The organism is Pseudomonadota bacterium, from assembly GCA_038533575.1.
GTDB lineage: Bacteria > Pseudomonadota > Alphaproteobacteria > Rhodobacterales > Rhodobacteraceae > Shimia_B.
On sequence record JBCAYL010000001.1, the window covers coordinates 418,772 to 440,748 of the forward strand.

At 66.8% G+C, this 21,977-nt stretch carries 13 protein-coding genes; 8 read left to right on the forward strand and 5 right to left on the reverse strand.

What is annotated here, in order from left to right:
* Positions 1 to 6: 6 nt before the first annotated feature.
* The gene (gene bhcR, locus AAFM92_02215) at positions 7 to 864 is read right to left on the reverse strand and encodes an HTH-type transcriptional regulator BhcR (protein ID MEL7299175.1); all 858 of its coding nucleotides are present in this window, start codon (positions 862 to 864) and stop codon (positions 7 to 9) included.
* A 170-nt stretch (positions 865 to 1,034) separates the two neighbouring features.
* Here bhcR and bhcA point away from each other — a divergent pair, with 170 nt between their 5' ends.
* Genes bhcA through bhcD form a run of 4 tightly spaced genes read left to right on the forward strand, consistent with a single transcriptional unit; the run spans position 1,035 to position 5,364 of the window.
* Entirely contained in the window at positions 1,035 to 2,225 is a 1,191-nt protein-coding gene (bhcA, locus tag AAFM92_02220) for an L-aspartate--glyoxylate aminotransferase BhcA (GenBank protein MEL7299176.1), read from the forward strand.
* Entirely contained in the window at positions 2,225 to 3,190 is a 966-nt protein-coding gene (bhcB, locus tag AAFM92_02225; GenBank protein ID MEL7299177.1) for a beta-hydroxyaspartate dehydratase BhcB, read from the forward strand. Before bhcA ends, bhcB begins: the two co-directional genes overlap by 1 nt.
* Before the next feature lie 15 nt (positions 3,191 to 3,205).
* On the forward strand, positions 3,206 to 4,369 hold the full coding sequence (gene bhcC, locus AAFM92_02230; GenBank protein ID MEL7299178.1) for a 3-hydroxy-D-aspartate aldolase BhcC: 1,164 nt from the start codon (positions 3,206 to 3,208) through the stop codon (positions 4,367 to 4,369).
* 29 nt (positions 4,370 to 4,398) lie between these two features.
* Positions 4,399 to 5,364, forward strand: coding sequence for an iminosuccinate reductase BhcD (gene bhcD, locus AAFM92_02235; protein MEL7299179.1), 966 nt, complete (start codon positions 4,399 to 4,401; stop codon positions 5,362 to 5,364).
* Positions 5,365 to 5,383: 19 nt separating this feature from the next.
* Here the strand turns inward: bhcD and AAFM92_02240 are convergent, their stop codons facing one another.
* The 3 genes from AAFM92_02240 to AAFM92_02250 all read right to left on the reverse strand — a co-directional run bounded on the left by AAFM92_02240 (position 5,384) and on the right by AAFM92_02250 (position 9,831).
* Positions 5,384 to 7,180 carry a patatin-like phospholipase family protein gene (locus tag AAFM92_02240; protein ID MEL7299180.1) on the reverse strand — a complete coding sequence of 599 codons (1,797 nt, stop codon included), beginning with the start codon at positions 7,178 to 7,180 and terminating at the stop codon, positions 5,384 to 5,386.
* 99 nt (positions 7,181 to 7,279) lie between these two features.
* Positions 7,280 to 7,660, reverse strand: coding sequence for a DUF3307 domain-containing protein (locus AAFM92_02245; GenBank protein MEL7299181.1), 381 nt, complete (start codon positions 7,658 to 7,660; stop codon positions 7,280 to 7,282).
* Complete coding sequence (locus tag AAFM92_02250; protein ID MEL7299182.1) at positions 7,660 to 9,831, reverse strand: cyclic nucleotide-binding domain-containing protein; 2,172 nt, start codon at positions 9,829 to 9,831, stop codon at positions 7,660 to 7,662. The genes AAFM92_02245 and AAFM92_02250 overlap by 1 nt, the downstream gene beginning before the upstream one ends.
* 344 nt (positions 9,832 to 10,175) lie before the next feature.
* Here AAFM92_02250 and AAFM92_02255 point away from each other — a divergent pair, with 344 nt between their 5' ends.
* Genes AAFM92_02255 through AAFM92_02265 form a run of 3 tightly spaced genes read left to right on the forward strand, consistent with a single transcriptional unit; the run spans position 10,176 to position 15,033 of the window.
* Positions 10,176 to 11,570, forward strand: coding sequence for a TolC family protein (locus AAFM92_02255; protein ID MEL7299183.1), 1,395 nt, complete (start codon positions 10,176 to 10,178; stop codon positions 11,568 to 11,570).
* The gene (locus tag AAFM92_02260) at positions 11,567 to 13,714 is read left to right on the forward strand and encodes a type I secretion system permease/ATPase (protein ID MEL7299184.1); all 2,148 of its coding nucleotides are present in this window, start codon (positions 11,567 to 11,569) and stop codon (positions 13,712 to 13,714) included. The genes AAFM92_02255 and AAFM92_02260 overlap by 4 nt, the downstream gene beginning before the upstream one ends.
* Positions 13,714 to 15,033 (forward strand): HlyD family type I secretion periplasmic adaptor subunit, encoded by a 1,320-nt coding sequence (locus AAFM92_02265; protein MEL7299185.1) that lies wholly within the window; start codon positions 13,714 to 13,716, stop codon positions 15,031 to 15,033. The genes AAFM92_02260 and AAFM92_02265 overlap by 1 nt, the downstream gene beginning before the upstream one ends.
* 2 nt (positions 15,034 to 15,035) lie before the next feature.
* On the opposite strand, the gene AAFM92_02270 is transcribed toward AAFM92_02265, so the two are convergent.
* Complete coding sequence (locus tag AAFM92_02270) at positions 15,036 to 17,267, reverse strand: adenylate/guanylate cyclase domain-containing protein (protein ID MEL7299186.1); 2,232 nt, start codon at positions 17,265 to 17,267, stop codon at positions 15,036 to 15,038.
* 211 nt (positions 17,268 to 17,478) lie between these two features.
* Here AAFM92_02270 and AAFM92_02275 point away from each other — a divergent pair, with 211 nt between their 5' ends.
* The gene (locus AAFM92_02275) at positions 17,479 to 21,930 is read left to right on the forward strand and encodes an Ig-like domain-containing protein (GenBank protein MEL7299187.1); all 4,452 of its coding nucleotides are present in this window, start codon (positions 17,479 to 17,481) and stop codon (positions 21,928 to 21,930) included.
* Positions 21,931 to 21,977 lie beyond the last annotated feature (47 nt).

Here is a 21,977-nt window from a genome sequence, read left to right on the forward strand (position 1 = left end):
CGCGTCTCAGGGCCGTGGCTGATCGGGCGCTGGCGTTTCGCCTCCCACGGTCTGTGCGCCGAGAGCGGCTGACAGGGCCGTCGCTGCTTGCAGGACAGCCTGGGCGAGGGCCGGGATGTCATCATCGCCGATGCGCGCCACGGGTCCTGAAATCGAGAGGCCGGCAACGGCTTCGCCGGTCCAATTGAGGACGGGGACGGCGATGCAGCGCATGCCGAGGTTCTTCTCCTGGTCGTCCACCGCGAAGCCGCGCTGACGGATGCGGGCGAGCTCTGCAACGAGGGCGTCGGGGTCTGCGATGGTGTGAGGGGTGAAGCGCTCGAGGCGCCCGCTTCCGAGGAAGTGTTCGAGCCGCTGGGGGCTCATCTCCGCGAGCAGCGCTTTTCCAATGCCGGAGGCATGCATGGGCGAAGCCGAGCCCGGGGGAAAGAACGCGCGGATCGAATGGTGGCATTCGGCCTGGCTCAGGAAGACGACCGTGCCGTCGCGCGGCACCGCGAGGTTGGCGGTCTCGCCGGTGGTGGCCATCAGCTGCCGCAGGATGGGGGCCGCGCGATCCACCAGCGATGTCCGCCGCAGGTAGCGTGCTCCGATGACGAAAGCCTGCGCGCCCACGTGCCAGAATTGTCCGTCGGCGTCGAACTCCACGAGGCCCCGCCCTTCCAGCGTCACGAGGATGCGGTAGACCGTGGCAGGGGACTGGCCGAGATCGCTGGCGAGGTCCGACAGGGTCGCGCCGGAGAGCGTCGAGAGGTGCTCCAGAACGTCCACTGCACGATCGAGGGACTTGATGGTGTTCTGCTCCGTCTTGTCGACCCAGGCCTTGGGGCGGCCACGGCTTCGGCGGGGGGAAGACTGCTCCATGCAGGGGCCTCATCCTAAGTTGTGAAATGCTTTTTCATCATATGAAAAAATATAGACCGCTGTAAATAAGTGACTTTTCGGTCGTTGGACGGTTTTGAAAAACGCTTTCAAAAAAATTGCTCCCACGCGTCACGCCTCATAGGGTGCGGCATCCTTTGGGAGGAAAGACCATGAGCCTGCAGAATCCCGTGTTCATTCCCGGCCCCACCAACATGCCGGAAGCCCTGCGTCGCGCCTGTGACCTGCCGACGATCGATCATCGTTCGGCGGCGTTCCCCGGCCTTTTGAACGCGGCCCGCGCGGGGGTGCAGGCGGTCATGAAGTCGCGTGTGGCGGAGGTCTTCATCTTTCCGTCGTCGGGCACCGGCGGCTGGGAGACGGCCATCGCCAACACGCTTCAAGCCGGTGATACCGTGCTCGCGGTGCGCAACGGTATGTTCAGCCAGAAGTGGATCAAGATGTGCCGGGATTTCGGCCTTCGCGTGGTGTCGAAGGACGTGCCTTGGGGCGAGGGGTTCCCGGCCGACTGGGCCGAAGAGCAGCTCGCGCAGGACACGGACCACCGCATCAAGGCCGTGCTGATCACGCACAACGAGACCGCCACGGGCGTGCTTTCGGACGTGGCCGCCCTGCGCAGCGCCCTCGACAGCACCGGTCATCCCGCGCTGCTCTTCGTCGACGGGGTGAGCTCCATCGGCTCCATGGATTTCCGCTTCGATGCCTGGGGCGTCGATATCGCCGTCACGGGGTCGCAGAAGGGCTTCATGCTTCCGGCAGGTCTCGGCATCGCGGCGTTCTCCCCGAAAGCCATGCGGGCCACCGCAGAGGGGACGCTGCCGCGCGGCTACTTCAACATCCAGGACATGGCGGCCTCTTACGCGCAGGGCGGCTATCCCTACACACCCCCGGTGGGCATGCTCAACGGACTCAAGGAAGCCAGCGACATGCTTCTGGCGGAGGGGCTCGAGGCGGTCTTTGCCCGGCACCGCAGGATCGCGGAGGGCGTGCGCGCGGCCGTGCGGGCCTGGGACCTCGAGATTTGTGCCTCCCGCCCGGAGCTCTTTTCTGATACCGTCACGGCGATCAAGACGCCCGCGGGCTTTGACGCCAACCGCATCGTTTCGCATGCCGAGGCGGCCTATGGCGTCTCGTTCGGCGCGGGCTTGGGGGAGGTCGCGGGCGCGGTGTTTCGCATCGGCCACCTGGGTAGCCTGACGGACGTGATGACGCTGAGCGGGATCGCCACGGCGGAAATGACCATGGTCGATCTCGGGCTCGACATCACGCTCGGCTCGGGCGTCGCGGCCGCGCAATGTGTGTATCGCAGAGAAAACGCAAAGACCCTGTCGGAGGCTGCCTGATGAAGGACATCATACCCGATATTCCCACCTACGAGGACATGCTCGCGGCCCACGAACGGATCAAGCCGCATATCCGCCGCACGCCGGTCCGGACGTCAGACTATCTCAACGAGCTTTCCGGCGCGGACCTCTTCTTCAAGTGCGAGAACTTTCAGGAGCCCGGCGCCTTCAAGGTGCGCGGCGCGGCGAACGCCGTCTTCGGGCTTGATGAGGCGCAGGCCAAGCTCGGCGTGGCGACCCATTCCTCGGGCAACCACGCGTCCTGCCTGAGCTATGCCGCCATGCGCCGGGGCATCCCCTGCAACGTGGTGATGCCGAGGACGGCGCCGCAGGCCAAGAAGGACACGGTGCGCCGCTACGGTGGCGTGATCACGGAATGCGAGCCCTCGACGACGAGCCGCGAGGCGACCTTTGCGGAGGTGCAGGCGGCCACGGGCGGAGACTTCGTGCACCCCTATAATGACCCGCGCGTCATTGCCGGGCAGGGCACGTGCTCCAAGGAGTTCATGGAGCAGACCGACGGCCTCGAGATGGTCATCGCGCCCATCGGGGGCGGGGGCATGGTGTCGGGGACCTGCCTGACGCTCTCCACCCTCGCGCCGGAGACCCAGGTCATCGCCGCCGAGCCCGAGCAGGCCGACGACGCCTATCGCAGCTTCAAGGCAGGCCACATCATCGCCGACGATGCCCCGAAGACCATCGCCGACGGGCTCCTTGTGCCGTTGAAAGAGCGCACCTGGCATTTCGTATCAAACCACGTGACGGAGATCTTCACGGCCTCTGAGCAGGAGATCATCGACGCGATGAAACTCACTTGGAAGCACTTGCGCATCGTCATGGAGGCCTCCTGCGCCGTCCCGCTGGCGTGCATTCTCAAGAACCCCGATTTTTTCGCCGACAAGCGCGTCGGCGTCATCATCACGGGCGGCAACGTCGATTTCGACCGGCTGCCCTGGACCACCTGAACGAGGACAAGCGACATGAAAGACGTGACCGATTTTGGCGATCTGGAAGTGGGCTTCGATGTCCCGGCGTTGCCGGGCATGGACGAGGCGGATGTGCAGACCCCCTGCCTCGTGCTCGACCTCGACGCGCTCGAGCGCAACATCAAGAAGATGGGCGACTACGCCAAGGCCCACGGCATGCGGCACCGCGTGCACGGCAAGATGCACAAATCCGTCGACGTGGCGAAGCTGCAGGTCGAGCTTGGCGGCGCCTGCGGCGTGTGCTGTCAGAAGGTCTCGGAGGCGGAAGTCTTCGCCCGCGGCGGCATCAAGGACGTGCTCGTCTCCAATCAGGTGCGCGAACCCGCCAAGATCGACCGTCTCGCCCGGATGCCGAAGCTTGGCGCGCGCACGATCTGCTGCGTCGATGACGTGTCGAACATTGCCGATCTCTCCGCCGGTGCGCAGAAGCACGGCACCGAGATCGAGTGCCTCGTGGAGATCGATTGCGGCGCGGGGCGTTGCGGGGTCACCACGACGCCGGAGGTCGTGGCCATCGCCAAGGCCATCGACGCGGCGCCGGGCCTGAAATTCGCCGGCCTCCAGGCCTACCAAGGCGCCATGCAGCACATGGACAGCTACGAGGACCGCAAGGCGAAGATCGCGGTGGCCGTCGCTATGGTGAAGGACGCCGTTGACGCGCTCGCAGCCGAGGGGCTCGCCTGCGATATCGTGGGCGGGGGCGGCACCGGCTCCTATTACTTCGAGTCCACCTCGGGCGTGTACAACGAGCTGCAATGCGGCTCCTACGCCTTCATGGACGCCGATTACGGCCGCATCCTCGACAAGGACGGCAAGCGCATCGACCAGGGCGAATGGGAAAACGCGCTCTTCATCCTGACGAGCGTCATGAGCCACGCGAAGCCGGAAAAGGCCATCGTGGATGCTGGTCTGAAGGCGCAGTCCGTCGATAGCGGTCTGCCGGTGATCTATGGTCGGACCGACGTGGAATACGTCAAATGCTCCGATGAGCACGGCGTTGTGGCCGATCCCGACAAGGTCCTTGCGATCAACGAAAAGCTCAAGCTCGTGCCGGGGCATTGCGACCCGACCTGCAACGTCCACGACTGGTATGTCGGGCTGCGTGACGGCAAGGTCGAGACGCTGTGGCCCGTCTCTGCCCGGGGCAAAGCCTACTGATGGACGGCGCGCAATCGAGCAAGCAAGAGCTGGTCATCGTGCCGGAGGGCATGGTGGCCGACCTCATCACGCGCGAGGCGTCTTTCGCGGCCGTGGAAAAGGTCTTCGCCGCCATGGCGGCGGGCGACGCCTACAACTTTCCAGTGGTGCGGGAGGCCATCGGGCATGAGGATGCGCTTTACGGCTTCAAGGGTGGCTTCGACCGCGCGGGCGGTGTCCTAGGGCTGAAAGCGGGCGGGTACTGGCCGCACAATCTCGAACGGCGCGGGGTGATCAATCACCAGTCCACGGTCTTCCTCTTCGATCCGGAAACGGGCCGGGTCGTGGCCATGGTGGGCGGGAACCTCCTCACGGCGCTCCGCACCGCCGCGGCCTCCTCCGTCTCCATTCGCCACCTCGCGCGGAAGGATGCCAAGGTCCTCGGGATGATCGGCGCCGGGCACCAGGCGACCTTCCAACTGCGCGCCGCCCTCGAGACCCACGCCTTCGAGCGGGTGATCGGTTGGAACTACCACCCGGAGATGCTGCCCAACCTCGCCAAAGTCGCCGACGAGATGGGTGTGCCCTTCGAGGCCGTGGACCTGCCGGGCATGGTGGAAGCGGACACCATCATCACGATCACGTCCTCCTTCGCCCCGTCGCTCCTCGCCGAGCATGTGAGCCCGGGGACCCATATCGCCTGCATGGGCACCGACACGGTCGGCAAGCAGGAGATCGCCGCCGACCTCCTCGCCAAGGCCACCGTCTTTGCCGACGAGATCGCGCAGTCGGTCACGTTGGGCGAGGCACAGCACGCCATCAAGGAGGGCCTGATCGCGGAGGCGGACATCTCCCAGCTCGGGAGCGTCATCAACGGAGACCACCCCGGACGCACCGCCGACGACGAGATCACGATCTTCGACGGCACGGGCGTCGGCCTTCAGGACCTCGCGGTCGCCGCATCCCTCGTTGAGGTGTCGGTGGCTTCCGGACAGGCGACCGTGGTCCCGATCTAGGCCGCGGGCCGAGGCGCGGTCAGGCCGCGCGCATGGTGTCACGGATCTCGGCGGGCAGGGCTGCCAACTGCTCGGTGGCCGATTGGTAGCCGTATTCGATCGTGTCGGGGAACTTCTTCCAGTCGAGGAGACCCACCCGGGGCAGCTCCGGCCTCAGGCAGAGATCGGCGCGCTCGGACATGTCCCGCTGTCGGTTGAGCGAGCTCAGGACCGTGGAGTTCAGAAGCGTCGACATGAGCCCCGGCAGCTTGTAGCGGCGCTTCCGCCTCGGGCGGAGCTTGTCCATGAGAAGGGCGCCGTTGCTCGGGATCTCGGTGATCGCGAGGGGCTTGCGCGCCTCGCCGAGCAGGTCCACCGCGATCGTGCGCGCCGCGCCCACCTCTTCGAGCACGTCCACGGGCAAGTTGTTGACCACGCCGCCATCCACGTGCAGCTCCCCGTCGATCAGCACGGGGGGAAGCACGCCGGGGATGGCATAGGTCGCCGTGAGGGCGCGCCAGAGCGGGCCGGATTGATGTACGACCTGCCGCTGCGCGGTGTAGTTGGCCGTCAGGCAGAAGAACGGCGTCCAGGTATCCTCGATGTCGATATCGGTGCCGGTGGCGCGGCGGATGGCCTCGATCCCGAGGTCACGGGTCTGGCGCCCTTTGACGAGCGAGATGAGGGGCAGGAGGTTCCAGTCGCGGGTCGGCCCGCCGCTGTCGACGAAGACGGTGCGCGCGGCCGCTTCGAGATCCGTGGAGCGGAGGCCCATCGCGTACCAGGCGGCCATGGCCGCGCCGATGGAGGTGCCGCCCACGATGTCGGGCACGATGCCGGCTTCTTCGAGGGCGCGGATCGCACCGATATGCGCCGCGCCACGGGCACCCCCGCCCGCGAGCGCGAGACCCACCGCGCGGCCCGTCAGGAGACGCCCCACACGGCCCACGTCATCGTCACGCTCGAGACGCATGTGAAGATGCCGGTCGATCTTGCGTGACGCGAGCCACCGCACCGTGCCGCGGGGGCTCTGGGTGCTATCTGGATGAATGAGGAGCAGGGTGTGGCGGGGCAGAACCGCGTTTGCCGGTCGCTCCGCTGACGTCTCCGACTGTCCCGGTGCGGGGTCGTGCGTGGCATCCGCGATGCGGACGACCTCGTCCGCTTCGGCGACAGCCATCGACTGCCACGCGGCATTGCCGCCCTCGGACAGGATGAAGACGTGATGCCCCTCCTGCTCGGCCTCGTGGATCTCGTGCTGCGCTCGCGCGAGGTCCGTGCCCTCCGCGATCACCGTGACGGCGCCCGGGAGCGTGTCGGCAAGGCGTTGGGCCACCGCGGCGAGGTCGATCCCCCCGGTGACCGCCATCAGGCAGAGCGTTTCAGGGACAAAGCCCGGATGCCTAGGCCCCGCGGCGCGCTCTGATCTGCTGATGAGCGTGCGCGCGATGGCGAGCCCGAGGCCGGAATGGGCCGTGAGCATCCGCTGGAAGGCGTCGGCGCTGATCCGCGCCACCGTGGAGGTGCGCGAGACCCGGACTGTCGCGCCCCGGGGCGTGCCCTGGATGACGCCGATCTCGCCGATGGTCTCGCCGCGCCGGATCTCGCCGAGGAAGCTCTCGCCGCCCTCTCGTGTGGCTGCGTGCGCGGTGAGCCGTCCGCGCAGGAGCACATAGATGGCGTCGGAGGCCTCGCCCTCCGTCACCAGCGTGTCCTCCACGTTCAGGTGCAGGATCTCGAGCTCTTTAGACAGGTCATCAAGCAGTGTGTCGGCGTCGGCGGGGATACCAAATACATCCCCCAGCGCGCGCCGGGCAAAGGCAACATCTTCAATCATTAATCCTCCTCGCGGCTTAGCCGCTGGAGCGACCTTTGCGCGAAAGGCCTTTCAGCGCAACAATTTGGGCGTCTGGACCCTCTGACGCGGGTCAGCGGCCTAGGCCGGGAACGCGACGACGACGATGGCGAGGTAGGTGAGCTGGTGAAGGTACTGATCGAGCCCCACGAGAACCCAGTAGCCCTTCTGCCTGGGGTTCTGGTTGAGCCTGCTCGAGAGTTGATCCTTCGCCCAGTCGGTGTGGTAATGCACGATGAACTCGGCGATCACGATGGCGCCGGCCAGTCCGATCCCGGCCCCCGGTACAATGAGGAGGATCAGGCCCGACAGGACGGCATGGAGCGCCGAGTGGCTCGCCCCGACGGGGTGCCCATAGATGCCCTTGGTGCGCACCATCGCCGCCGTCTGCCAGACATAGTCGGCAAGCAGGTGCTTGGTCTGCAGGAGGCCGAGCAGAAGCCCGAGGTCCCAGATTTCCATCAGTTCAAGTCCTGCAGCAATCTGTTCGTCCTGAGCAGCTTTTCGGCGAGCGCCGCGGCCATCGTCCGATGAAACTCCGCGACGAGCGCTGGGTCGTCCGCACGAAGTCGCTCGAGGCTGTCTTCGTCAATCCCAAAAACGACTGCATCGGTTTCGGCGACCACGTCCGCGCCCCTCGGACCACCGATATAGCCGGCCATTTCACCCACGAATGCGCCGGACCGGACGGAGCGCAGGCGCAGCGGCGCGCCGTCTGACCCCGGCACCTGAATGGCCAGTTGGCCGGTATCGACGATGTAGATCTCGGACCCGTCCTCGCCTTGCCTGATGAGGTACTCGCCCCGACGGAGATCCACGCGCGACATGGCGGCGAGGAGCTTTTCGGCGAGGGCAGGGGACCCGAGGAGCTCCCGCAGTGCGGCGGGCGCGTTTTCGCGTGGGGGCTGCGCCGAGAGGCCCGCGAGGATGGCCTCCTCGGCATCTTCAAGCGCCGCGTCGAGCGTGTCGACATGCTGCAAGCCGGACGCGGCCTTGAAGACCCCCGCGCGGTCGAATGTCTCGAAGACCTCGGGCAAGAGCTCGCAAAAGACGACGCGCACCCCGTGCTGTCGCGCCATGAGGCTGAGTTTCATCATCGCCGCACTGGCCGCGGCGTCGACATTGCGCACGCGGGCGAAGTCGAGGAGGATATGACGCTTGCAAGGTGCGCTGCCGAGGAGCTGGCGCACGTGGTCCACCACCTGCTCCACCGAGCCGAAGAAGAGGAAGCCCTGAAGGGTGAGGACCACGGCTTCGCCGCCATGACTGTCGAGCCACGCGCTCTGGCGCGGGCCACGATCCACGCGGCTGCGCCGGGTGGAGAGGTCGAACTGGGATCGCACAGCCTTGAGACGGGCATAGCTGACGGCAAAAGTCACGGATGCCACCACGAAGCCCACCTGGATCGCGACAACGATGCCGAAGGCGAGCGTGATCGCGATGAAGCTGCCGCTGATCATCCAATCGAGGCCCGTCATGCTGCGCCGCTCTCGTAGGAACCAGCGTTCGATCAGGGCAGCCCCCACGAAGACGAGGAGCCCGAACCGCACGAAAGGCGGCAGAACATCCAGCAGCAGGGTGAGGAAGAGCCCAGCGATACCGATCACGACGCAGCACGCGAGGATTGGAAAACGGCCCTCGCCACCGATCTCCTTGCCGATACTGGTGGCGGTGGCGCTGATGTAGCCCGGCGGCGCGCCGATCGCGCCCAGCGTCAGATTGGCCAAGCCCATGCGCCCGAAAATCCGTCGGTCGGGGAGATCCCGGCCCAGCACGAGCTCCGATCCCGACAGGTTGAGCATGGCGCCCACCAGCCCGATGATCACGGCTGCCGCGATGACCGGCGCCGCATCGAGCACTAGGGCCACGTCCACGCGGGCCAGGTCGGACAGGCTCAGCGGGCTTTGCGTCAGTGGTTCGGGTCGGAGGATGCCCAGCTCACGCGCGGTCGCGATGTCGATCCCCGCAGCCCATATGACGGCGTGCGTGAGGAGAATACCGAGGATGAGCCCCATGGCGATGCCGAGGCTGGAGTCGATTCGGCGCGCCACGGCGAGGAGGGCGGCAAAGACCACGGCCAGGCCCGCTGGCACGTAGGCTGTCAGCCCGATCGCGCCGGGGGCACTCGGCAAGCTGGCCTGCAGCGAGGCCACGACCAACAGCGCACCGCAACTCGCCAGAAAGCCGGTCGCGACCGAATAGGGCAGGATCCTCAGGTACCGCCCGAGGTGAAAGACACGGATGGCCAGAAACGACAGGCCCGTCCCAAGGGCCGTGATGCCAAAGATAGCGAAGACCGTCGGGACCGCCGCGCCATCGGCAGCCGCCGCGCCAACGGCAATCAAAGCGGGAATGAGCACAGCGAGCGGCGCATTCTGGAGCGTCAGGAATATCGGCTCGGGGACCTCGCGCATGGCGATCCAGAGCAGGCTGGGAATGACGCTGGACAGAAGGACGAGAAACGTCCCGGTGGCGAGGCCCGGAGCCAAGGGACCCGCGAAGATCAGCGAGGCGAGAGCCGCGGCCTGGGCGATCTGCACGAGACCGACGACGCCACCCGTGCTTGCTCCTTTCACGAGGGTCACAGCTTTTGAGTGCACCGGATCGGGGCTCTTGTTTGCAGGCGAGTTCATCGGTCCCACCGCCCCCGCCCCATGCCCGGCACGCGAGCTGGTTCGCTCCCCGGGGTCCAGTTTTTCATTTGTACGCCACATATTGTCTCCCGCGATGCAGCATGGGTGTGCATCACAGGTCAAGCCGCGTGATCACCGCGGTGAGGCCCACGCGCTGCCGCCGGGTGCGGAGCTGCAGGGCGCCGCAGCGCGGTGAACGGGCGAGGGTCGGCTGGAGTACCTGCTGATGGGGCCGATGGATGACCCTCGCGAAAAGGGCCAAAAAACCGCCTCTTCACCGAAGGTTGCGCGAAAAGCGCGTTCCGCGCATGGTGTTGTCGTTGGGTAGAGAGGAAGGGGCGAGTATGACGGCTGCGCGAGCAAACGCCCGCTGGAGCGTGTTTGCCCTCGTCTCGGGGCTCCTTTTTGTGCCCGTCTCCGCGTCGAGCCACACGCTCTCCGAAGTGGTGCGCGCGGCGCTTGCCGAAGATCCGGCAGCCAAGGCCGCGTCCGAGATCGTGCGGGCCGCGGCGTTTGACCTTCTGTCGCTCGAGCGGGAGTTTCTTCCGCGCCTCGATCTCACCGTCGATGGCGAGGCCCAGTCCTATTCCGACGACATCACGGTCTCCGCATCGGAAGCGAGAAGCTATGGGACGACGGCCCGCGTGGAGCTTGCCGCGCGATACGTCTTTTTCGACGGATACCAGCGGGCCAACCGCGTCTACCGGGGGGCGGCGCGGCTCGACGGCTCTCTCTTTCGTTTGCTCGATGCCTCCGAGACGCTGACCCTGTCGGTCGTGCAGGCCTACGTGGACGTGGCGCGCCACCAGCAGCTCCTTTCTGCCTCTGACGCCAATGTGGCACGGCACGAAGAGATCAAGGGCCAAGTCGACGAGCTCGTAGATGGTGGGCGGCTCCCGGCCTCGGCCTCGTTCGAGGTTGAGCAACGGCTGCTTGCGGCCCGGCTCGCACGGCTCGAGGTGCGTCGGGCGCTGTCGGATGCGAATGCCCGCTTCGAGATCATCACCGGGATCGAAGCCCATGGCGGCTTCCGCGCGCCCGATGCCAGCGGGCTACCTGGCTCTCAGGCCAGGGCGCGGCAACTGGCCGTCGAGAACAGTTTCCGCCTGCGCTCCGCCGAGACTGACATCCGGGCCCAGGAATACCAGCTCGCCGAGACCCTCGGCGCGCGTCTGCCGACGATCTCCGCCAGCGCTGGCGCACGCCGGGAATGGGATGACTTTGAGCTCGATGGCGACCGCGGGAGCGGCTTTGTCGGCGTGACGATGACCTGGGAGCTCTTCGCGGGCGGTCGAAAGGCCCAGGGCGCGGCGGAGCAGGCGCGCGTGCGCGAAGCCATGGCCCGGCGTCAGCTCGCACAGCGGGAGGTGGAGGAATTCGCGGCCCTGGCCTGGAACGGTCGCGAGAACGCGCTGGCGCAGCTCGTGCTGCTCGATGTGCAGCGAAACGCGGCGCGGCGGATCGTGACGCAATACACCGATGAGTTCCGCACCGGCAATCGCAACCTCATCGATCTGCTGGATGCCGAACGCAGCCTCTTCAACGTCGAGTTCGAGGTGATTTCGGCCCGCGCAGCCCTGACCTTTTCCGGCTACCGGCTGCTTGCGGCGAGCAGCCGCCTCGCCGCGCAGTTCGGTGTGAGCCCGTCCGATATCGCGCTCGACCCCGCCTTTGAGGCCCGCGCGCGCAGTAGGGGACCGGCCGCGATCTTCCGCACCGAGATCAAGGCCCTTGAATGACCGGGGCGACGCAAGAGAAGGGCGCAGGGCTGGCCATCATCGCGTGGCTGGCGGCGCATCACGCGCGCCCCTTTACCGAGCTTTCGGTTCTCTCGCGGCTCCCCGACGCGGTAGATCTCTCGAAACCTGAATATCTGGCGCAGGGTCTCGCGGCCGTCGGCCTTCGCAGCCGTCTCGTACTGCGCCGTCCGGGCCGGCTTGATCCGGCCGTCTTGCCGGCCGTCCTGTTCGAGCGTGGCGGTCAGCCCCTGATCCTCGCGGGCCTGTCGGACGACGGTCGCAATGCGCGCATTCATGACCCCGCGACAGGGATCGAGCGGGAGGAGCCGCTTCGGACCCTCGCGCGGCGCACGTCGCGCGACGTGCTCCTGGCCACGGTGAAAGATGATCTCGCGGAGCGGCGCCTAGCGGAGCCGCGGGCAGGCAGGCGCGGGCACTGGTTCTGGCGGCCGGTTCGCGGCCACGCGGGCAGCCTCGGGCTCGTCGTTGTCGCAGCACTCGGCGTCAACGCACTGGGCCTCGCGCTGCCACTCTTCGTCATGAACGTCTATGACCGCGTGATCCCCAACCTCGCTTACGTCACGCTCTGGACCCTCGCGCTGGGCGTAGCGATCGCCATCGGCCTCGATCTCGCGCTCAGGAGCGTGCGGGCGATCATCCTCGAACGCGTGGGCCGCCGTCTCGATACCTCGATCTCGTCCACGCTCTTCGCGCAGGCGATGGCCCTGCCTTCGGTCGACCGCGCGCAGGGCTCCGCGATGATCGTGAGCCACATCCGCGATTTCGAGCAGGTGCGGGAATTCTTCGCGTCGGCGACCTTCGTGGCCGTGGTGGATCTCGCCTTCATCGGCATTTTTCTGGGCGTGCTCTGGTGGATCGTGGGGCCGCTGGCCCTCGTGCCGCTCGTGGCCGTTCCCGTCGTGCTTCTGATCGCGCTCATTTCGCGCATCACTGTGGGGCCTTCCCTCGAGCGGACGCAAGCGCTCGCCGGGCGCCGCCAAAGCGTCCTCGTAGAGGCGCTCTCGGCACTGCCGACGGTCAAGAGCGTGGGGGCGGAGCCTGTCCTCCAGCGCGAGTGGGATGCGGCGAGCGCGGCGGCGGCGCGGGTCGCGGGGCGCGCCCGGTTCTGGGCGCAATTCGCGACGAACGCCACGCAGGTCATCCTGCAGACCGTCTCGGTGTCGATCATCGTCTGGGGCATCTATCTCATCGCCCAGGGCGCCATCACTATCGGGGCGCTCATCGCGGCCAACATCCTGGCGGGCCGGGCGCTCGCACCGCTTGCCACCATCGCGCAGACCGTGTTCCGCGCGCAATACGCCATGCGCGCGCTTGCCGCGCTTTCGGAGTTCATGGATCAGCCCGTGGAGCGCAGCTCTGATGCCCAGTCTTCCCTGCGGGCGGAAGCGGGAGCGCTGTCCTTGGAGGGTGTGACGGTGCGCTATCCCGGGGCCTCCTCGGAGGCACTCAAGGAGATCTCGCTCGAGGTCGCACCGGGCGAAACCCTCGCCCTGCTTGGCCGCGTGGGGTCCGGCAAATCCACGCTCGGGAAGGTGCTGAGCGGGCTGACGGCGCCGGATGCGGGGACCGTGCTTCTGGATGGGCGGGGGATCTCGCATTACGATCCGGCGGAGCTGCGCGCGGCGGTGGGCTATCTTCCGCAGGAGCCTGAACTCTTCACCGGTACTTTCCGGGAGAACCTCGTGATCGGGCGCCCGCGTGCAACAGAGGCGGAGATCGCGCGGGCGCTGCGCCTCGCAGCCATGGACGAGTTTGTCGCGAAAGCGCCGGAGGGGCTCAATCTCTTCCTCGGCGAACGCGGCGCACGCCTTTCTGGCGGACAGCGTCAGGGGCTTGCCTTGGCGCGGCTTCTTCTCCGCCGTCCCCGCCTCCTTTTCCTCGACGAGCCCACGAGCGCCATGGACCGGGACATGGAGGCGAGCCTCGCGCGCAACCTCGGGGAGCTGGTGCGCGAAGGAACGGGGCTGATCCTCTGCACCCACCGCCCGTCGCTCGCCGACGTCGCGCCCCGTGTCGTGGTCCTTGAGCAGGGCCAAAAGATCCTCGATGGGCCGCGCGAGGCGGTCTATGCCAAGCTGCGAAAGGCCGCGGGCGAGACGCCGGGCATCAAGGCGGTGACCTGATGTTTGGCCCGCCGATCGAAGAGGATTTCATCAACGACCCGGTCGGTGTGCGTACGGGCGGCTTGGGGCTTTTCTGGGTTGTCGCGGTTATCCTCGGGGGGCTGGCTGGCTTTGGCCTCTGGGCCTCCCAGTACGAGATCGAGGAGGTGACACGCGGCACGGGACGGGTCGTGCCCTCGAGCGAGCTGCAGGTCATCCAGAGCCTCGAGGGCGGCATCGTCGCGGGCCTCGATGTGCGCTCCGGCGACGTTGTCGAGGCCGGGGACGTGCTCATGCGCATAGATGATGTGGGCGCCGATGCCCGGCGCGGAGAGCTCCTGGAGCGCGAGGCCGCGCTCCTGGCAGAACAGGCCCGCGTGGTGGCCGAGGCGGAACGTGCTGACGCCCTCACGTTTCCCGCGGGGCTCGAGGCGCGGGTGCCGGGCCCGGTGGCGGCCGAGCGCGCGGTGTTCCTGTCTCGCCGGTCGCAGCTCTCTGCCGAGCTGGCGATCCTCGAGGATCAGCTCGCCGGCCGGATGGCCGCCCGCGAGGAACTCGCGGCGACCGAGGCCAAGCTCGAGGGGCAGTTGGTACCACTCCGGGAGGAACTGGAGCTCTCCGAGCGGCTGGCGGAGACCGGCGCCTTGCCGCGCATAGAGTTGCTGCGATTGCGCGGGCGCGTCTCCGAGATCGACGGGGAGGCGCAGGTCATGGCGGCGCGGCTCCCCGCGCAGGATGCCGCGATCCGCGAAACGGAGAGCCGGATCGCCGCGGCCCAATCGGCCTACTCGCTCGAAGCGCAGGAGCGCGCGGCACGGATCCAGGTGGAGCTGGCGGTTGTGCGCGAGGAACTGCGCGCCGCGGAAGACCGTGTCACGCGGACCAGCCTGCGCGCACCGGTGGCGGGGACGGTCAACCGCGTCAACGTCACGACGGTGGGCGCGGTCGTCCAGCCGGGCGCGCCGGTCATGGAGATCGTACCGTCCGATGACCGGCTCCTCATCGAAGCGGAGATCAGGCCCGAGGATGTGTCCTTCCTGCGGCCGGGCGATCCGGCATCCGTGAAGATCACGGCTTACGATTTCCTCGTCTACGGCTCCCTCGCGGGAGAGGTGCTGCGCGTCGGGGCCGACACGGTCACGGACCGTGACGGGCGTGCCTTCTTTCAGGTCGAGATCGAGACAGAGCGCACCGCGCTCACGGGACCGGGCGGCGAGGCGCTTCCCATCAGCCCCGGCATGGTCGCGCAGGTCGACATCCAGACAGGCTCCCGGACGGTGATGTCATACCTCTTGCGTCCGATCGACCGCGCGCGCGCCGAGGCGCTGCGCGAGCGCTAGGCTCACTTCGTCTCCGCGACGGTCACCCCGTCCCAGTCCACGCCCGGTGGATGGGCCATGAAGCTCTCGACCCTGCCGCGGTAGAGCGCGACATACGCTGTCGCATCGACGCCCGCCGAGGCGGCGGCCACTTCCAGATGCTGAAGGGCATCCCTGGCCGCGGACCAGTCCCGCGTGAGGTAGGCGGAGCGCAGCGCGTCATTGGCTTGCCGAAGCGCTTCGAATTCCGGGCTCATGCGCATATCCTCACCGCCAATAAGCGCAGAGACTTCAACGGGTTCGAGCTTCCCCTTCACCCTGATGCGGTCTATCCGCAGGAGCGCAAAGGCATCCTGCACGGCCTCTGCCGTGGACGGCCCCACGATGATCGGAAAGCCGAAGGCCTTTGACTGACCTTCGAGCCGCGAGGCGAGGTTCACCGCGTCGCCGAGGGCGGTGTAGTCGAAGCGCGTGTCGCTGCCCATGTTGCCCACGGTGCACTCGCCCGTATTCAGCCCGATCCCGACATCAATAGGTTCGATGTCTCCGCCACCCTCTTCCGCGCGGATCTTGTTGAGCGTGGCGATGTCGGCCTGCATGCGGAGCGCCGCGTGGCAGGCTGCTCTCGCATGGCCCTCGTGATCGAGCGGCGCGTTCCAGAAGGCCATGACCGCGTCGCCCATGAACTTGTCGATGGTGCCGCCTTCATCGAGGATCGCATCGGACAGGACGCTGAGAAAGCGGTTGATCAGCTGGGTCAGCCCGGCGGGGTCGTCCTTAAAACTCTCTGCTAGCGTTGTGAACCCGCGTACGTCGGAGAAGAGGATGGTGAGCTCGCGCCGCTCACCGCCCAGCGTCAGCATCTCCGGCTCGTCCTGTAGCTGCGCCACGAGATCCGGCGAGACGTATTGCCCGAAGGCGCTGCGGATGCGGGCGCGTTCCTGCTCCTCGCGGAGGTAGTTTGCGGTGGACATGAGCATGAGCATCGCGAGCGTGCAGAGGATGGGCCATGTCGGATCGAGGAGCGTCGCCCGCGCCTCGAAGAGCCACCACGTGAAAGCGCCATAGGCGGAGAGTACCAACAGACCGCCGATGATAACCCAACGACCGGCGAGGATCGGGACCAGCGTCACGACGAGCACACCGAGACAGGCGAGGACCACGAGCTCTATGGCAATGGCGTAATTGGGCCGGTTGAGCATGGCGTCGAGGAGGATGCCCTCCAGCACCTGCGCGTGGATTTCTACGCCGGCCAGGGAAAAGCCCAGGGGAATGGGCCGGAAATCCTCCAGCCCGATCGCGGACGTGCCGACGAATGCGATCTGCCCCTGCAGACGCCCGGCATCCATGCGGCCCTTGATGAGGTCGGCGGCGGAGATGTAGCGCGCTGGCACATGGGGCGTGAAATGCGGCCAGACCGTGCCGTCGGGGCCGGTCTCGATGGCTTGCCCCGCCACGATCACGGCATCGATCCCCGCCTCGTTCGTGCGGATCGCGAACGCGTCCTGCCCGGTGGCCACGCGGAGGAGCTCCGGCGCCAGCCCCAGACGGATCGCACCATCGACGGACATCACGAGCGGGACACGGCGATAGGTGCCGTCCGGGTCCGGCCGCGTGGTGAACACACCGCGGCCCAGCGCAGCCGCCTCGAGTTCATCGAGGTTCTCGAGCAAGTCCGGGAACGACATCAGGAAGGGCGTGGGATCCTCGCCGATGATGGCATGGGGCACCGGCGCAGGAGGGCGCAGGCGCGCGATGCCGGTTCGGGCGCTGCGCACGCTGGTCTGACCCACCACGACGCGGGTGCGGGCCATGGCCGCGGCAAGTGTGGTGTCATTGCTGGGCAAGGCGCTCAGCACGCTCCGGATGTCATCGGGGATCGCGGCATTGTCGGCGGCCAAAAGGTCAGGGGAGAGCCTGTCGGGTTCTGCAAAGATGACGTCGAAGCCGATGGCCACGGCCCCGGCCTCGGCGGCCCTTGTCACCATCTCCGCCACGAGGGTACGCGGCCACGGCCATTGCCCCAGCTCTTCGATGGACGGGTCGTCGATATCGATGATCGCGACAGGGGCCGGGGCATATTCCCGCGGGCTCATCTGCTGGAAGAGATCGAACGCGGAAAAGCGCAGCGAGGAGACGACCGTCGGGTCCAGAATGCGCAAGGTCACGAGCAGCGCGATGACGACAAGCCCCGCCGCGCGACCGCGCCGCAGCCACGCCATCACCCCGCGCACGGGCCTGCCCTGTGGGTGCATCGATGTCGACGGGTGCCGCGGAGGACGGGCAAGGCGCTAGGACTTCACCGAAAGAGTATTCATTTCCGCGCCTTAAAACCTTCGTCTTTGCTTCGAATCATATCTTTACGCTACGGTACTCGGCAGGTCGTTGTAGCCCACGTCTAATTAGAGGCGTCAAAGGTATTTTCTTCGGCTTCGGATCAGGGGTAGTCCGATGCGTTTTTATTTGATGGATAGCGGTCCCACCGTGGTGGGACGGCATGTCGATCGGTTTGTGGATGCCCATAGGGCGATATCGGACGGGAAGATCGATCTCCCGGACGGAGACATCATTTTCTCTGGCGATTTCGCCAGGGATGCGGACAATCTTCTCATCACGGGCCCTGATGGAAGCCTGACCGTCATCGCGGGCTATTTCTCCGAAGGGCCGGCTGCATTGGTCGCGCCCAACGGAAATTCACTGAGCGCGCGCACCGTCACCACCCTCGCCAAGGCCGGGCAGGAGGACGACCTCGTCCTCGCGACGGTCTCCGGCGCGCCCATAGGCCAAGTGGAAGGGATCGAAGGCTCCGCGACCGTCGAGCGCACGGATGGCTCCTTCGAAGAGCTCACCGAGGGCATGCGTGTGCAGCTTGGCGATGTCGTCAGCACCGGTGAGGGGTCTGTTCTGACGTTGCTCTTCGTCGATGGCACCGTGTTCACCCTCAACGAAGACGCGCGCATGACGCTGGATGAGCTCGTCTACACGGCGGGTGCGGAAGACGGCAACAGCGCCTCCTTCGGCCTCGTGAAGGGCGGGTTCGTCTTCATTGCCGGAAAGGTCGCGGGCACGGGTGGCATGGACATCGAGACGCCCGCGGCAACCCTCGGGATTCGGGGGACCACCGGCACCGTCCGCGTGACCGAGGACGATGGCGGGCAGTTGCTGCTTCAGGTCACGCTCGAAGAAGACCCGGTGCCCGGGGGCGGCTTTGGCAAGATCGGCATTTTTTCTCGGATCACTGGAGAGCAACTCGCGCTGATCGAGACGGGCGAGTCCGTTTGGGAAGTCACCATCGACGGCGTGACGACCGATATCGCGCGCTCGCCGGACGCACCGAACGCCGTGGAAGCGCTCCTCGTGGAGGCCGCGGCCGCCTTCGGCGCGGCACTGCGGGCGCAGGAGCAGGGTGAGGCGCTGGTCCCGTTGGGGGGATCGCGCAGCTTCATCGGCGGCGCCGGGGAGGGAGGCGATGGCGGCGAAGGCTTTGCCACGGATCCCGGAGAGCTCGGGGACACGCTGGACACGCTCGAGGACGGCACCGAAGCGGATGACAGCCAATCGGATGACGCGGACGCACCCGATCAGCAGCGCTCGAACCCGCTCATCGGGCCCGAGCCGGAGCCCATTCGCTTTGACACCGACGAGGACGCGCCGGTCAACGGGACGCTGTCCCTCGCCGATCTGGGCGATGCATCGGATCTGACCGTGATCACCGGCCCCGAGAATGGGTCTCTCGCGCTCACGGATGACGGGACATTCTCTTACATCCCCGATCCGAACTTTGCGGGCACCGACGGTTTCGTCGTCTCGGCGGAGACACCACAGGGAGAGACCGTCAACACCGTGACGCTTGTCGTGCGCCCGGTGAATGACGCGCCGGAGGTGACCGCCGCCGTGGGCGAAGTGGCCGAGGACAGCGTCCTTGCCGGGACGCTCGAAGCCACTGATATCGAGAACGACCCGCTGACATTCACGCTCACAGAGCAGGCCGCGAACGGCACTGTCGCGCTTGCGGCGGACGGATCATACACCTACACGCCCGCTGCCGATTTCGTGGGCGACGATAGCTTTGCCTATCTCGTCTCGGACGGCGATCTCAGCACGGAGGGGACGGTTTCACTCTCCGTCACGGGAGAGCCTGACGCCGCCGTCATCTCCGGGCAGATCAGCGGCACCGTCACCGAGGACATCGCGGTGATCGCGACGGGGGTGCTGATCGTCTCGGATGCCGATGCCGGAGAGGACGCGATCACGCCGCAATCGAACGTGCGCGGATCCTACGGGACATTCGAGATCAGCGCGGCAGGCGTGTGGTCCTACGCGCTCTTTGCCTCGGACGCGGCGGTGCAGGCCCTCGGCATCGGAGATCAGCTGACCGACAGCTTTGCCGTCGCGACGGTCGACGGGACCGAGCAGGTCGTCGAGATCACGGTGAATGGCGCAAACGACGCGCCCGAGGTCTCCGGTGCGGTGGTGCTTCCGGGGGGCACCGAGGACCTCGAACTCCTCATCACCGAGGCGCAGCTCCTCGCGGCGGCGACCGATGTGGACGAGAGTGACGTGCTGAGCGTCACGGGTGTCCCCGTGGCTGACACCGGCACGGTTGTCGCCAACGAGGATGGCACGTTCACCTTCCAACCGGATGCGGATATCACCGGGCCGGTGCGCATTTCCTTCGCGATCAGCGACGGGAACGGGGCGAGTGTTCCGGCCGCCGCCAATCTGACGATTGCCCCAGTCAATGACAGCCCGGTCCCGGAGGCGGCGGAGGTCGCCGGGGCGGAAGACACGGTGATCCGGGGGCAGCTCGAGGCCACGGACGTGGATGGTGATGCGCTCAGCTTCGCCTTGGTCAATGGCCCGGCCTCCGGCACGGTGATCGTGTCCGCCGATGGCAGCTTCGCATACACGCCCGACGCTGATTTCTCGGGAACCGACAGCTTCACCTACCTCGTCTCCGACGGCGTCTTCACCGCCGCTGAAACGGCCACGATCGAGGTCGCGCCGGTCAATGATGCGCCGGAGGCCACGGCCCTCGGCCTCGTCGCCGAGGCGGGCGCAGCTTCGGGCCAGCTTTCGGTTGCGGATGTCGATGATGCCTCGGGCTTTTCGTTCGCCGTTTCCGGAGCGGGACCGTCCAACGGAAGCGTCGAGATCGACGCAGCCACGGGCGCTTTCACTTACACCGCCGATGCAGGCTTCGAGGGTTTCGATCGGTTCGAGGTCAGCGTCCGCGATGCAGGCGGTGCGGTCACCACCGCCACCATCGGGATTGCCGTCGGAAACGACGCGGTCTCGATCGAGAACGGGCAGGACCTCTCGATTTCCATCGAGGAAGACGCGGCCACGGATGCCGGCGCCGGGAGCGTCCAGATCCTGACCTCCGCGCCGGAGCAGACCACAGACAACCTCGTGATCATTCTCGACCGGTCCGGCAGCGTCGGCGAGAGTAACTGGGAAACGCTCCGGCTCGACCTCGCGAACGCGCTCACGGATACCACAGACCCCGGTTTGACGTCCCTCTTCGAGCGGTTCGAAGGGTCTCAGAGTTCGGTTCAGGTGAGCGTCGTGACCTATGCCGGTGAGGCCACCGTGCTCGAGGGGCCGGGCGGGCAGACGACGTTTGATCTGCTCTCTGATCGGGAAGCGCTCTTCAACGCGCTCTCGACTGCGCCATTCACGGGTGGCATTACGAACTTCGGCGAGGCCTTCTCGGCCGCGGAGCTCTTGCTGGACGCGGCCAACGCAGATGGCGCGGGGAACAGCTTCGTCTATTTCGCCACCGATGGCCGCCCGAGCGACGACAACTGGGAGCAGGCCTTCGCGAACCTCATCAACAGCCCATTCGGCGGGCGCAGCCCGCAGGGCACCGGGGATTACGAGGTCACCGTCGAGGCATTCGGGATCGGCGGGGATGTCGATGTCGACCAGCTGAACGCCATCGACAGCAACGACGCCGTGACGGTCAACGGCTCGGCCGCGCTGGCGGATGCCTTCATCAACACCCCGCTTTTCAGCGCAGAGCTCGTGGCCTTCTCGCTGCAGCTCGTGGCCGATGGAGAGGACCGGGGCGTGATCGTAACGCAGGACACGCAGCCGGCATTCACCGTGTCCGGGCTAAACTACAGCGTAGCGCTCGCGGAAGTCTCCGGGCTCGTGGATATCCTGGGCGATCAGAACCTCCTTTTCGCAGAGGCGGTCTTCGACCTCGACGGGGACGTCACCACGGTGGAGGATCGCGAGACGTTGCGCACGGGCGGCACGCTGGGGATCGGGGACGAGGCTGTCGCAAAGGCGGGCACGAACCAGGCGGACCTGCTCTTTGGCAGCGTCCTCGATGACGCCCTCTCCAGCGGTGACGGGGCCGACATTCTCATCGGTGGCGCCGGTGACGATACACTGACCGGTGGCAGCGGGGCCGACAGCCTGCTCGGCGGGGCAGGGGATGACGTCCTTGTCGCCGGTGGGGTGCCAGAGGCCGGAGATGTGTACGATGGTGGGGCGGGCCGCGATACGCTCGCCCTGATTGCGCCAGAAGGCGCCGAGGATCTCCTCCCGCTCATCGACGCGAAATCCATCGAGGCGATCAGCCTCACGAACGCGGATGCCGATGTGCTCGAGATCAGCCTCGGCGATGTCCTCGAGATGCAAGGGGAGGCTGATCCCACGCTCGAGCAGCTCTTGGGACAGGTGCTCGATGCCGGGATCATGATCGACGGGGATGCGGGCGACACGGTCAATCTCGACGGCGCGGCAGCCAGCGGAGACGCCGAGAGCATCACCCGCACCGGAACCGTGGCCCACGATGGCACGTCCTACGATGTCTACGAGTTCACCGGCGCCAACAGCGAAGTGCTGGCGGTCCTCGCCATCGATCAGGACATCGTGGTTAACGGCGCCACGACAGGCGGTGCCTGACAAAGCAGGGCAGAGCTGGGCTTGATACTTGCCTCGCCACTGCGTCC

What these genes read in the sequence shown, in the direction of transcription:
- bhcR (MEL7299175.1), bottom strand. Translation starts at nt 864, where the DNA reads ATGGAGCAGTCTTCCCCCCGCCGAAGCCGTGGCCGCCCCAAGGCCTGG.
- bhcA (MEL7299176.1), top strand. Translation starts at nt 1,035, where the DNA reads ATGAGCCTGCAGAATCCCGTGTTCATTCCCGGCCCCACCAACATGCCG.
- bhcB (MEL7299177.1), top strand. Translation starts at nt 2,225, where the DNA reads ATGAAGGACATCATACCCGATATTCCCACCTACGAGGACATGCTCGCG.
- bhcC (MEL7299178.1), top strand. Translation starts at nt 3,206, where the DNA reads ATGAAAGACGTGACCGATTTTGGCGATCTGGAAGTGGGCTTCGATGTC.
- AAFM92_02240 (MEL7299180.1), bottom strand. Translation starts at nt 7,180, where the DNA reads ATGATTGAAGATGTTGCCTTTGCCCGGCGCGCGCTGGGGGATGTATTT.
- AAFM92_02245 (MEL7299181.1), bottom strand. Translation starts at nt 7,660, where the DNA reads ATGGAAATCTGGGACCTCGGGCTTCTGCTCGGCCTCCTGCAGACCAAG.
- AAFM92_02250 (MEL7299182.1), bottom strand. Translation starts at nt 9,831, where the DNA reads ATGAACTCGCCTGCAAACAAGAGCCCCGATCCGGTGCACTCAAAAGCT.
- AAFM92_02255 (MEL7299183.1), top strand. Translation starts at nt 10,176, where the DNA reads ATGACGGCTGCGCGAGCAAACGCCCGCTGGAGCGTGTTTGCCCTCGTC.
- AAFM92_02260 (MEL7299184.1), top strand. Translation starts at nt 11,567, where the DNA reads ATGACCGGGGCGACGCAAGAGAAGGGCGCAGGGCTGGCCATCATCGCG.
- AAFM92_02265 (MEL7299185.1), top strand. Translation starts at nt 13,714, where the DNA reads ATGTTTGGCCCGCCGATCGAAGAGGATTTCATCAACGACCCGGTCGGT.
- AAFM92_02270 (MEL7299186.1), bottom strand. Translation starts at nt 17,267, where the DNA reads ATGCACCCACAGGGCAGGCCCGTGCGCGGGGTGATGGCGTGGCTGCGG.
- AAFM92_02275 (MEL7299187.1), top strand. Translation starts at nt 17,479, where the DNA reads ATGGATAGCGGTCCCACCGTGGTGGGACGGCATGTCGATCGGTTTGTG.